The 13166-nt window shown below is 34.0% G+C and carries 11 protein-coding genes; 7 read left to right on the plus strand and 4 right to left on the minus strand.

Annotated elements, in window-relative coordinates:
• Window positions 1-13: 13 nt before the first annotated feature.
• Window positions 14-1237 carry a sterol desaturase family protein gene (locus ACFOUY_RS06570; RefSeq protein ID WP_378959685.1) on the minus strand — a complete coding sequence of 408 codons (1224 nt, stop codon included), beginning with the start codon at window positions 1235-1237 and terminating at the stop codon, window positions 14-16.
• Window positions 1238-1399: 162 nt separating this feature from the next.
• Here ACFOUY_RS06570 and ACFOUY_RS06575 point away from each other — a divergent pair, with 162 nt between their 5' ends.
• From ACFOUY_RS06575 to pgl, 4 genes are all read left to right on the plus strand, one after another.
• Window positions 1400-2164 carry an ROK family protein gene (locus ACFOUY_RS06575; RefSeq protein WP_378959686.1) on the plus strand — a complete coding sequence of 255 codons (765 nt, stop codon included), beginning with the start codon at window positions 1400-1402 and terminating at the stop codon, window positions 2162-2164.
• An 89-nt stretch (window positions 2165-2253) separates the two neighbouring features.
• Window positions 2254-3669, plus strand: coding sequence for an NADP-dependent phosphogluconate dehydrogenase (gene gndA, locus ACFOUY_RS06580; RefSeq protein ID WP_378959687.1), 1416 nt, complete (start codon window positions 2254-2256; stop codon window positions 3667-3669).
• Window positions 3670-3693: 24 nt separating this feature from the next.
• Entirely contained in the window at window positions 3694-5208 is a 1515-nt protein-coding gene (gene zwf / locus ACFOUY_RS06585; protein WP_378959688.1) for a glucose-6-phosphate dehydrogenase, read from the plus strand.
• 54 nt (window positions 5209-5262) lie between these two features.
• The gene (gene pgl / locus ACFOUY_RS06590; protein ID WP_378959689.1) at window positions 5263-5988 is read left to right on the plus strand and encodes a 6-phosphogluconolactonase; all 726 of its coding nucleotides are present in this window, start codon (window positions 5263-5265) and stop codon (window positions 5986-5988) included.
• Between the two features lie 105 nt (window positions 5989-6093).
• On the opposite strand, the gene ACFOUY_RS06595 is transcribed toward pgl, so the two are convergent.
• From ACFOUY_RS06595 to ACFOUY_RS06605, 3 genes are all read right to left on the minus strand, one after another.
• Window positions 6094-6975 (minus strand): Ppx/GppA phosphatase family protein, encoded by an 882-nt coding sequence (locus tag ACFOUY_RS06595; RefSeq protein ID WP_378959690.1) that lies wholly within the window; start codon window positions 6973-6975, stop codon window positions 6094-6096.
• 1 nt (window position 6976) lies between these two features.
• Window positions 6977-9034: a polyphosphate kinase 1 gene (gene ppk1 / locus ACFOUY_RS06600; RefSeq protein ID WP_378959691.1), complete on the minus strand. Its 2058-nt coding sequence runs from the start codon at window positions 9032-9034 to the stop codon at window positions 6977-6979.
• 98 nt (window positions 9035-9132) lie between these two features.
• Window positions 9133-9795 (minus strand): hypothetical protein, encoded by a 663-nt coding sequence (locus tag ACFOUY_RS06605; protein WP_378959692.1) that lies wholly within the window; start codon window positions 9793-9795, stop codon window positions 9133-9135.
• A gap of 75 nt (window positions 9796-9870) precedes the next feature.
• On the opposite strand from ACFOUY_RS06605, the gene ACFOUY_RS06610 reads away from it, so the two are divergent.
• The 3 genes from ACFOUY_RS06610 to ACFOUY_RS06620 all read left to right on the plus strand — a co-directional run bounded on the left by ACFOUY_RS06610 (window position 9871) and on the right by ACFOUY_RS06620 (window position 13020).
• A complete protein-coding gene (locus tag ACFOUY_RS06610; RefSeq protein WP_378959693.1) occupies window positions 9871-10362 on the plus strand; it encodes a YajQ family cyclic di-GMP-binding protein in 492 nt (163 codons plus the stop codon).
• A 77-nt stretch (window positions 10363-10439) separates the two neighbouring features.
• On the plus strand, window positions 10440-11036 hold the full coding sequence (locus tag ACFOUY_RS06615; protein WP_378959694.1) for a DUF4142 domain-containing protein: 597 nt from the start codon (window positions 10440-10442) through the stop codon (window positions 11034-11036).
• A 370-nt stretch (window positions 11037-11406) separates the two neighbouring features.
• Window positions 11407-13020 carry a S8 family peptidase gene (locus ACFOUY_RS06620; RefSeq protein WP_378959695.1) on the plus strand — a complete coding sequence of 538 codons (1614 nt, stop codon included), beginning with the start codon at window positions 11407-11409 and terminating at the stop codon, window positions 13018-13020.
• Window positions 13021-13166 lie beyond the last annotated feature (146 nt).

The following is a 13166-nucleotide window of genomic DNA, read 5'->3' on the forward strand; positions in this document are numbered from 1 at the left end:
AGACAAAGAAACATCAATTACTAACGTTTTTATATTTCAAAATGTATTTTTGGTAAATTTTACTGATCGAAAACATCCTTTCTAAGGTAATTAAAGCTACAACTGGGATTATTAACAACTCGGAAATATTCAAAATATAAAATGCGTGGGCGAAAATTAAAGTTAACCTTAAACATTCTAAGTAGTAAATCCATTTACGTTGCTCCAAAAGCGCTCCAATGTTAATAAGCGTAATTAGAATAAGTATCAAAATTGCAACGCTATCCAATGCATTAATCGATTTATAAAAAAGCGTAGCGAATGTTAATAATCCGACAACGAGAATTAACTGAATATTTAAATAAGCCTTAAACTTTATTTTAGGTTTATTTTGGCGCTGTTGAAGATATTTCTTTTCTAATGCTGGTCTGATATTTTGATCCATTAAGGCAGGGCTGCCAAAAACAGCGTTCCATTTCGCTTTTAGATCGGTTGCTCTCTTATAAGCCTCGACTATTTCCAAATAATAATGAAAATGCTGCCACAAAAAACTATAACTTTTTATCGGATGCGTTAATCCATATTTTGGTGCTTCTTCTTCGGTTTGAAAAGTTCCAAAAAGCTTATCCCAAAAAACAAAAACATCACCGTAGTTTTTATCCAGATATTTCTCATCAGATGCGTGATGAACACCATGCAGTGATGGCGTTATTAAAACATTTTCAAGCCATCCAATTTTCCCAATTAATTGTGTATGCGTAAAAAATGAATATGCGCCGTGAGCAAGCAAAATTGTGATAATCATGTTTGGATGGAAACCAATTAATGGCAAAATACACCAAAATATATTCCTAAAAACTGCTTGAATAGTTGTTATCCGAGCTGCAGCTGATAAATTAAATTCTTCACTTTGATGATGAACAATGTGAACTGCCCATAAAAAATTAATTTCATGCCCTAACCGATGATACCAATACCAAACCAAATCAGTCGCTAAAAGCAAAAAAATCCATATATACCACTTATTCGGAATATCAAAAAAAGCATAATTATTGTAAATCCAATTGTAAGCCTGGTAAAAGCTTGCAGCAATAAATAAATTTAAGAGTCTTTCCGCTATACCTACACTAAAGTTTGCAACAGAACTTTCGTATTTAAAAACATCATCTTTTTTATTTCTCAAAGCCAGTCGATATTCAATATATACAAAAAGAAAAAATGCAGGAATTGCAAAAGCTAGGTAGTTTACATCAGTCATAAGAAAACAGATTTTAGAATTAACGAAACAAACTTAACTATATTCTATTAAATACATAGATTTAGTAGAATTAATTATTTACATCAATATTACCGCTCTTATCAATTAATGTTTGTGGTTTTAATTTATTTGTAGAACTTCGATCTTAGAAAAAGCACAATTATGGCGATAAAAAAACAAGCTGCAAATACCAATATTTTATCAATTGATATTGGCGGAACAAGTATTAAAACAGTTCTTTTAGATGAGAACGGAAATATGCTATCAGAATATATGAAGAGTAAAACACCAGAGGGTGCTACTCCAAAAGATATTGTTTCTGGAATTTTAGAGCTGATAAAACCCATTCCAGGCAGCTATGATAGAGTTTCTGTTGGTTTTCCGGGATACGTAAAAAATGGGATTGTTAAAACGGCTCCGAATCTGGCTAAAAACAAATGGGCTGATATAGATTTAGCTCAACGCATTGCTGATGCTTTAGGTAAACCTGTACGTTTAGTAAATGATGCTGACCAACAAGGCCTGGGTGTTGTAAATGGAAAAGGCTTTGAAATCGTTTTTACAGTTGGTACTGGCTTTGGTACTGCGTTACTTTTCGATGGCGGATTATTGCCTCACTTAGAGTTAGCTCATTTTCCAATTAGTAAAGAAGAAGATTATGATGATTACATTGGAAACAAAGCTTTTGAAAAAATTGGTACAGAGCGATGGAATAAACGTTTAAAAAAAGTTATCGAAATTTATAAAACCGTTTTTAACTACGATACCTTATATATTGGTGGTGGAAATTCTAAGCAAATCGATTTCAAATTAGAGGACAATATAAAAGTCGTATCTAACAGAGATGGCATTAAAGGTGGCGCAAAACTTTGGAAACTAACCGACGGAAATAACATTACAACCGTTAATCCTAAGAAACAAGCTTAGGAGATCGACTTTATTACAATCATTTAACATCGTACACTAAAATATTAATTTGTAAACCCTAATTTTGGGTAGATATTAAAAAATAAAAAATGGCAAATAACGATTCAAATCAATATAAATTGGGAATGATTGGGTTAGGCACAATGGGCCGAAACCTTTTATTAAATATGGCCGATAAAGGATTCTCTGTTACAGGATACGATAAAGACCAAAAGATGATTGCAAAGCTTGAGGAAGAAGGCAAAAAACATAATCTTGAAGGCTTTGATAACATAGAAAGCTTTATTAACCATTTGGCAACACCAAGAACGTTAGTTTTATTGGTACCAGCCGGACCAATTGTTGATAGCGTTATTGCAGAATTAAAGCCACTTTTAAGCAAAGGCGATATTATTATCGATAGTGGAAACTCACATTTTACTGATACCAACCGAAGAGTTGATGAATTAGAAAAAGATGGCTTACACTTCTTCGGTATGGGAATTTCTGGCGGTGAAGAGGGTGCACGTTTTGGCCCAAGTATGATGCCGGGCGGCGATAAAGAAGCTTATAATGTTGTAAAAGATATTTTTGATGCAATTGCAGCAAAGGTTAACAATGATCCTTGTGTAACTTACATTGGCCCTGGTGCTTCTGGCCACTTTGTTAAAATGGTGCATAATGGTATAGAATATGCGATTATGGAACTTATTGCCGAGGTTTATGGCATTCTCAAAAATGGTTTGGGCTATTCTAATGCAGACATTTACAAAGTATTTAAAAAGTGGAATGAAGGGAGACTTCAATCTTTCTTATTAGAAATTACAGCTGAAATTTTTCTTTTCAAAGATACAGAAACGCAAAACGATCTTTTAGATATGATAAAAGATGAAGCTCGTTCGAAAGGTACTGGAAAATGGACTTCAGAGGTTTCGATGGAATTGCAACTTCCAATCCCAACAATTAATGAAGCTGTTTCAAATAGAGATTTATCGAAATTTAAACAATTGAGGGTTTCTCTGGAAGAAGGTTTTGGTAAAAAAGACACTAAAATTGAGGTAACAATAGAGGAACTTGAAGATGCTTTCTATTTCTCGATGATTAGTGCGTATGCTCAGGGTATGCATTTATTGGTTCAAGCATCAAAAGAATATAAATACGATTTAAAATTACAAGAAATTGCGAAAATCTGGCGTGGTGGCTGTATCATCAGGGCTAAGTTTTTAGAAGATATTTATCAGGCTTACGAAAAAAATAATAGTCTTGAGCATTTATTTGGAGATTCTGGTATCCAGAACATTATCAAAACTACATTAAAAGGAACTCGTAAAACCGTTTCTGCATGTATTAATTCTGGTTTAGGAATCCCTGCATTTGCATCTACCCTAACCTATTTTGATACCATTACAACTGGTCGTATGCCTTCGAACTTAATTCAGGCACAAAGAGATTTCTTTGGTGCACACACTTTTGAACGTATTGATAAAACAGGCGTATTCCATGCCGATTGGAATAAATTATCGTAAACCATCCCGATTAATACAAAAAAAATGAAATCAAAAACCGCATTACACCCCACAATATTTGTAATATTTGGTGGTACCGGCGATTTAAATAAACGCAAACTTGCCCCTGCACTCTATAACCTTTTTATTGAAGGCTATATGCCCGAAAAATTTGCAATTATAGGCACAGGAAGAACAGAATTTACAGACAAAACTTATCAAACAGCACTCGAAGATGCGGTAAACGAATTTTCCCGTTCTGGAAAAGTTAAAAAAGATAAGTGGGAAGAATTTAGTAAGACAATGAATTATTGTCCTACCGATTTCGCACAGCCAAAAACATTCGAAAACTTAAAAGCATCAGTAGACAAATATCAGAAGGAATTTGGAAAAGAAACTCAGGTTATTTTCTATTTGGCTGTAGCACCGAACTTCTTCCCTGTTATTGCAGAATGTTTGCAGAAATATAAACTCACTCAAGATGAAGACAATAGCAGAATCGTTATCGAAAAACCATTTGGTCATGATTTAGATTCAGCTAAAGAGTTAAACAAACTTTTAAGCACCATCTTTACCGAAAAACAAATTTATCGTATCGATCATTATTTGGGTAAAGAAACGGTTCAGAATATGATGGCTTTCCGTTTTGCAAATTCTTTATTCGAACCACTTTGGAATAGATCTTATATCGATCATGTTCAAATCTCTGTAACGGAGCAATTAGGCGTTCAAGATCGTGGTGGTTATTACGAAGGCGCTGGTGCATTAAGAGATATGATACAAAATCACTTATTGCAACTGCTTTGTTTAGTTGGCATGGAAGCACCAATTAATTTCGATGCTGATGAAATTAGAAATCGTAAGGTTGAGGTTTTAAGAGCTATGCGTCCTTTCTCGGCAGAAGATATTCGTTTTCACACCGTTCGTGGTCAATATAGTAAAGGTTGGGTAGAAGGAAAAGAAGTACCAGGCTATCGTCAGGAAAAAGGTGTAGATGATCACTCGAATACCGAAACTTTTGCAGCAGTTAAATTTCACATTGATAATTGGAGATGGCAAGGAATTCCTTTCTATTTAAGAACTGGAAAACGCTTAAACCAAACTTCATCTTTAATAACAATTCAGTTTAGAGATGTGCCTCATCAAATATTTTCATCTGGCGTAACCGAAAACTGGCAACAAAATCGCCTGGTAATCAGCATTCAACCAGAAATGAGTATTCGTATGCAGGTACAAGCCAAAAGACCAGGTTTAGATATGGTTTTAAACCCAGTTGATATGGTTTTCGATTATAAAGGAACTTACGAAGGCGATACACCAGAGGCTTATGAAACTTTATTGCTTGATGCCATGATGGGCGACCAAACGTTATTTATGCGTGGCGACCAGGTAGAAACTGCATGGGAATTGGTAATGCCAATTTTAAATACTTGGGAAAGCAAAAAATCAATTAATTTTCCTAATTACCCTGCAGATAGTTGGGGACCAGAAGAAGCTGAAGCACTTATTGCAAGAGATGGCTTCCACTGGTTTAATTTACCATTGAAGAATAAAGAATAATTAAACTTTTACCGTCATTGCTTTGTGCCTGGCAATAACGATTAATTAAAAAAAATGAATTTACTTATTTACAAAACGCTCGAAGAATTAAATCAAGATTTGGCTGATTATGTTATCAAAATTGCAGAAATGGCCATTGAAGATAACGATCGTTTTAACTTCGTTTTAACTGGCGGCAATTCTCCAAAAGAATTATACAAAATTTTATCTACCGATTGTAAAGACAGAATTGATTGGGAGAAAGTTTATTTCTTTTTTGGTGATGAGCGTAATGTTCCGGCAGATGACGAAAATTACAATGGCTTAATGGCAAAGAAAAATTTCTTTGATAACTTAAACGTTGCTGCTGATCATATTTTTTATGTTGACACAACATTAGCACCAGAAAAGGCAGCTATAGAATACAAAAAAGCTATAGATGAACATTTTAAAGGCAATGATATTGTTTTTGATCTAATATTATTAGGCATGGGTGATGATGCACATACAGCTTCAATTTTCCCTCATACAACATTAGTTAAAAATCAAGAAGTTGATGTAGATTCTGTTTTTGTAGAAAAATTAAACACTTATCGCATAAGCTTTACCGCACCATTAATAAATAAAGCTGAAAATGTAGCTTTTCTTGCCTTTGGAGAAAATAAAGCAGAAGCTTTAAAGCATGTTATTGGCGACGAAGAAAAAAACTTTGATACTTACCCGGCGCAATTAATTAACCCTGTTGATGGAAAATTAACTTGGTTTGTTGACGAGGCTGCTGTAAAATTACTTGAAGATTAAATATAAAAATCTGAAAAGAATTATCAGATTTTAAAATGAAAAACGGAATACACTTTATAGTTATTCCGTTTTTTTTGCAGTTAAAAATTATTACCTAGTTAGAAATTAGTCTAATTTATCTTCAATTAGCAACTTTATAATACCATCTGCCATACCTACTTTTGGCACATAAATCTGTTTAATTCCCGTCCATTTCATTAAAGTTAAATAAATCTCTGCAGCTGGGATAATGACATCTGCCCTATCTGGATTTAAACCTAAAACATGAATACGTTCTTTTAAAGAGTAGCTCGTTAATTTATTATATAAAGAATTTAACTTCTGTAATGACATTGGTGCATTTTCTTTCTCATCGGCCATACGGAAAAGTTTATTAATATTACCACCCGTACCAATTCCAGCCAAATTTTTATAAGCCTTTGTATGTTCTTTAACCCAGTTTTTCATTTCTTCCCAGGTTTCTTCTTTATCTTGGTTATCTAGCATTCTTATTGTCCCAATATTAAAAGATTTTGAAGCTTCAGGAAGACCTTTTACGAATACAGAAAGTTCTGTGCTACCGCCACCAACATCAATATACAAGTAAGTTTTAGTTTGATCGAGATCTTGCTCGATATGGTTCGCATAAATAATATTTGCTTCACGTTGTCCTTCAATAATCTCTAGCGTTAAATCTGTTTCATCTTTTATCAATTTAACAATATCCGCTCCGTTTGTAGCTTCACGCATAGCAGATGTTGCACAAGCTAAATATTCGGTTACGTGATAAACATCCATCAAATTTTTAAAAGCAAGCATCGTTTTAACAAGATCGGCTGCTTTTTTTGGAGAAATTTTTTGATCTAAAAAGGCATCATCGCCCAGGCGTAATGGTACTCTTACTAATGTATTTTTCTTGTATTTATATAAACCATCTTGTTTGCTAATATCGGCGATAAGTAACCTCACCGCATTAGAACCGATATCTATAGCTGCGTATCTTAACATATTATTGATGCTTGGTTTTTAAGTAGTTATAAATATCTACTTGGGCCCTTGTTTTCTTGCTTAGTCTGTTTTTATGGTATTTATTATTATTTAAAGCATTAATTTGTCTGGCTTTTGTGTTGTCCTGAAGTTGCAAATCGATAATATCCTGAATTTCTTGCTTAACATCAGGATCTAAAACTGGAAATCCAACTTCTACTCTGTGCTCAAAATTTCGGCTCATTAAATCTGCCGATGATAAATACATATCATTTTTACCATTATTACTAAAAATGTAAATTCTGGCATGTTCTAAAAATTTATCGATAATGCTAATCGCAGTTATGTTTTCGCTAAAGCCTTTAACCCCTGGAACGAGACAGCAAATACCTCTTATTATCAACTGTATCTTTACGCCAGCGTTACTTGCTTCATATAGCTTAGCAATTATGCCTTCATCTGCTAAACTATTTACTTTGAGTAGTATATAAGCTATTTTACCAGCTTTTGCATTTCTAATTTCCCTGTTTATAAAATTTACCAGCTTAGATCTACTTTCTAATGGAGAAACGATAAGATGTTTAAAACCTTTAGTTACTGTTCTTTTGCTTAATGCATCAAAAAGTTTTACCAAATCATTTGTAATCTCTTTTTTGGCAGTAAAAATACTGTGGTCGCAATATAAACCAGCTGTTTTTTCGTTAAAGTTACCTGTGGCCAAATTTGCATAATAAACTGGTTTTTCCTTCTCAATTCGCTTAACTAAACAAATTTTAGAGTGCACTTTATAATCTGTTAAACCATAGTTTACTTTTACACCTTCCTCCATTAATCTGCTTGTCCAGTAAATATTGGCTTGCTCATCAAATCGTGCTTTAAGTTCCAATAGAACAGAAACATTTTTACCATTTTTAGCTGCATTTATCAAGGCATTAATAACCTTCGAATTTTCAGCTAAACGGTATAAAGTGATTTGAATATCAACAACTTTGGGATCTATTGCAGCTTCCCTTAAGAAAAGGATAATGTAATCGTAAGATTGGTATGGCAAATTAACCAAATAATCTTTTTGAGCAATTTTGGTAAATACGCTTTCCGTTCTATGCAAACCATGAACTTTAAGTGGCACGTTTGGTGCATATTCTAATTCCTTTCCGCCAACGTTTGGAAAAGCTATAAAATCACCGAATTTATGATATCTGTTTCCAGGAATTAAACTTTCTGCCTCTAATTTTAGCTTATTTACCAAAACTGTAAGCATATTTAGCGGCATTGCAGAATCATAAAGCAAACGCATTGGTTTACCTTTTTTTCGTTTTTCTAAACTACTTTTTAAATCCTCGATAAATTTCTCATTGATATTTTTGTCAATATCCAGTTCAGCATCACGAGTTAACTGAATTGAATAAGCTTCTAAGCTATCGTACGTGAAAACGTAAAAAATATCATCAAGGCAATAGCGAATGATATCTTCAGCCAGAATAATAAACTTTAAGTCGTTTGTTTCTGGTAAAACAAGGAAACGAGGTAAATTCGGTGGCATCTCAATCAACGCATACTTTTCTTTAACTTTCGATTCCTTGCGGGATAACTTGACGAAAAAGTACAAATATCTATCCTTAAGCTCTGGAAATGGCTTCTCCATATCCAGCATAATTGGCACCAGATTAGATAAAATTTTGTCTCTAAAATGGTTTTTAACAAACTCTCCACGACTAACATTTAATTGTGTATCGTTCAGAATAAAAATTCTGTTCTGAGCCAATTCATTTATTAACGTAGCTTGAAAAAGCTGGTCGAACTTTCTTTCTTGCCTTACAACAATGTTTTTAATTTCATTAAGAATTTTCTTTGGGTTAAAACCCAAAAGCGCTTTCGCTTTCTCGTTAAGGTTAGTCAACCTAGTCATGGTTGCAACCCGAACGCGGTAAAATTCTTCAAGATTTGAAGAAAAAATAGATAAAAATTTAATACGTTCAATTAGTGGTACCGTTTCATCGGCTGCTTCCTGTAAAACGCGTTCGTTAAAATATAACCAGCTTATTTCTCGATTAAAAAAGGGTAACTTCTGCTTGCTCATTTAAAAAAATAAAAATCCCTGTAAAACAGGGATGCTCAAAACTGCAAATTAATTTGTTAAGTCGATGTTAATTCATGACTGTATTAATGTTAACAAAATTATTTTTTCGGGGCAGTTTTGGTGGCTTTAGTTACCGTTGCTGTTGTTTTTTCAGTGGTTTTTTTAACAGCAGTTGCAGCTTTAGCTGCTGTAGCTTTTGTAGGTGTAGCCTTAGTAACCGCGGTTTTTGTAGCTGCAACTGGTTTTGAAATAGTTTTTTTAACTTCGGTTACAGCTGCTTTAACAGGTGTAGCTTTTGCCGCAACGACTTTCTTAACTGTAGGAACTGCTTTTTTTACAGCCTCCGTGGCCTTTACAACAGGTTTTGAAATTGCTTTTTCAGCTTTTTCTTCAGTAGCAATTGCAACAACCTTAACACTTTGAACTACAGGCTTAGCCTTAGCAACAGCTTTTTTAACCACCTTTTCTGCCTTGGCAACAGCTTTAGAAACAGGCTTTTTAACTTCCTTTTTAACCGTTTTAGACGAATGTAAAATATCATCAATTTTCTGACCTACATCAGCTTTTATAACCGTAAACTTTTTAGTTAATTTTTTAGCCACACGTTTACTTGCCTTTGCAACTTCGGTACTTATTTCTGATGCATCATGACCTAAACTTTTTATTACTTCTAAAAACTTATCCGAAATAGATTGCTCTAATTGTTTTTTAGCTTCTTTCTTAGTTGTCTTTTTTAGAGTCTTCGTCTTAGTGGTTTTCATAATATTTTTCGTTTTTTTGTGATATCAATAATTATCTAATAAATCTACTTAATTTTTTACTTTAAAGCTAAAACCATGCCTTCTTTTGATATTGTAAGTAAAGTTGATGCGCAAACACTTGATAATGCGATTAACAACGCCAAAAAGGAAATTTTAAACCGTTTCGATTTTAATGGCTCTAAAAGTACTGTCGATTTGGATAAAAAAACAAACGTTGTAACTATTGTTACCGAAGATGACATGCGTTTAAAAGCCATCGAAGGTTCAATAATTTCCAGAATGATGAAGCAAAACCTAGATCCAAAAAGTTTGGATTTTGGCGATGAGCACCAAGCTTCTGGAAATATGATTCGCAAAGAAATTACCATAAAAGAAGGCTTAGATAAAGAAGCGGCTAAAAAAGTTGTTGCAAAAATTAAAGCCAGTGGTTTAAAAGTACAAGCATCAATTATGGATGATCAGGTTCGGGTTACAGCCAAAAAGATTGATGATTTACAAGCTGTAATTAGTTTTTGTCGCAATGAAGATTTTGGCCAGCCCTTACAGTATATCAATATGCGTAACTAATTCTGCCAAAAGTAAAGTCCAATTGAAAACCTTTTCCATTGTTTCTTGTTTTTTAACCAAACATTAAGATCATAAAAATGAAAAAGATATTTTTAGTTGGCTTAGCCATGTCTTCAACAATTGCCTTTCAAGCTTGCCAAAGTGCCGATAAAAAATCATCGACTATGAAAGATAGTGTTATCGGCGATACTACAATGGTAAATGGTGTGCACGTTTTAGGTTCAGAAAGTACATCAACCGGACTTGATGATGAAGGTGGAACGTTCCTTAAAAAAGCATCAATTGGGGGATTAATGGAAATTGAAGCTGCTAAAATTGCCTTAGCAAATGCAAAAAGTGCAGATGTGAAAAGTTTTGCAGAACAAATGCTAACAGACCACACCAAAGCCAACAAAGAGCTAAAAGAGTTAGCATTAAAGAAAAAAGTTATTACGCCGGATGGCTTACCAGCCGAAGAACAAATTCATTTAGATGCAATGAAAAAAATGACGGGTCCCGATTTCGACAAGCATTATATTGATATGATGGTTACCGACCACGAACAAACCGTTAAACTTTTCGAACAAGGGAAACAGAATAAAGATGCAGAATTAAAAGCTTGGGCAACAAGTACGCTTGCAATTATTGAAACTCACACCAAAAAGGCGAAAGAATTAGCCTTAAAATTTAAGTAGGTTTCTTTTTTTGAAAATCAGTTTCGGTGTGCGTCGGTCTCGAAAGATCGTTATCAGCTTTACTTATTCGGAATTTTCTCTTATAAAATAAGTTTTTAGTACCTCTGGATTCGTGCTTGCTCCTATCGGGTTTAAATTATTTCTGCTAGCCTAAATAACAAACACACGCTTTTTAACATTAACAATTCAGGTATATTTCGTAATATGTGAATTGTTAATTTTAGTTAAAAAACAGCAAAAACACGGTTTCCATTTCGAAAACCTACAAAAAATTCAGATTTTTACTTTTTAAAAATGTGCAAAAAAACGATATCATTTATGTTTTAAATATCAAAATGAATCGGTTTGTACCTAAACACAAATGAAATAAATGAATAAGAATAAATTATTTAGAGCCTCACTAATTGCTGCTTTCGCAATTACAGCACCTTTTTTTGCTAATGCGCAAAAGGCAAACTGGCAAAATCTCGACCTTAAAACTGATTCTGTTTTTGGGATTAGCACAGAAAAAGCATATAAAGAACTTCTTAAAGGAAAAAAATCGACTAAAGTTATCGTAGCCGTTAATGATGGTGGTGTTGAAGCTACACATGAAGATTTAAAAAGAATCATGTGGGTAAATACTAAAGAAATTGCTGGAAACGGCAAAGACGATGATAAAAACGGCTATGCGGATGATATTAACGGCTGGAATTTTATAGGCGGTCCAAAAGGCTCTGTTGACCATGAAACGTTAGAGTTAACACGTTCAGTACGTAGAGGTCAAGTCAGATTTGCAAACACAACCGATGCAAACGTTTCTGAAAAGGATAAAAAAGATTACGAAGCTTTTAAAGTGGAACGTTCCGATTTAGAAACTAAATTAGGTGAAGCTAATGCAAATTTAGCTGGCTTAAGTGGTTTTAAGAGTGCGTTAGATGCAGTAGTAAAGAAAATTGGTAAAGCAAATCCAACTACAGAAGATATTGCAAACTTTAAACCTGTTACTAATGCTGATGCCCGTATTCAGGAGGTTCTTGCAGAGGAATTGAAAAAAGGAAGCTTTGAAGATTTTTACAATGAACAAATCAACGAAGGCATAAAATATTTTAAAGAGCAGATTGATTACAACTTAAATTTAAGCTATGACCCAAGAAGTATCGTTGGTGATGACCAAAATAATGATACAGAAAAATTCTATGGAAATAATGATGTAGCCGGTCCTGATGCAATGCATGGAACTCACGTTGCTGGTATTATCGCAGCCGATAGAACCAATAAACTTGGTATTATGGGCGTTGCTGATAATGTTTTAATCATGGGGGTTCGTTGTACACCAAACGGAGACGAGCGTGATAAGGACGTTGCAAACGCTGTACGTTATGCTGTGGATAATGGCGCAAAAGTGATTAATATGAGTTTTGGAAAAGCTTATAGCCAAAATAAAGCTGTAGTTAATGAGGCAATGAAATATGCTGCCTCAAAAGATGTGCTGATTGTTCAGGCTGCAGGGAACGAAAATCAGGATATTGATACAGAAAACAATTTTCCAAATCATAAAGATTTAGATGAAAAAACTATCGCTTCGTGGCTTACAGTTGGTGCATCAGGCCCAAAAGATGATGAAACCTTAAAAGCAAGTTTCTCTAACTACGGTAAAACACAAGTTGATGTTTTTGCACCTGGCGTGAAAATTCATTCTACAGTTCCGGGTTCTAAATACAAAGATTTAGATGGAACAAGTATGGCTTCTCCTGTTGTTGCGGGTTTAGCCGGATTAATTCGTTCTTATTATCCTAAGCTAACGGCTGCTCAGGTTAAAGAAATTATAGTAAAATCAGTTACAAAAGTTAATCACAATGTAGATTATACAAAAGGAGAAGGTCCTGATGCTCCAAAAGTATCGGTTCCGTTCTCAGATTTGTCTATTAGCGGAGGAATTGTTAATGCTTACAATGCTTTAAAATTAGCTGCAACTTACGAAGGTAAATCAGCGGCTAAATAGGTTTAGCTATAAATCAATTAAAAGAGGCTGTCTCAAAAAGGCGAGGGCACTGAAAAAGTGGACTTAAAATAGTCTGTTTTTGCAAAGCGGATGAATGAGTGCTGAACTCTTCATCCGCTTTCTTTTTTTTACGTTATTTGATATTT

This window comes from Pedobacter jamesrossensis (assembly GCF_042650905.1).
In the GTDB taxonomy this organism is placed as follows: Bacteria; Bacteroidota; Bacteroidia; order Sphingobacteriales; family Sphingobacteriaceae; genus Pedobacter; species Pedobacter jamesrossensis.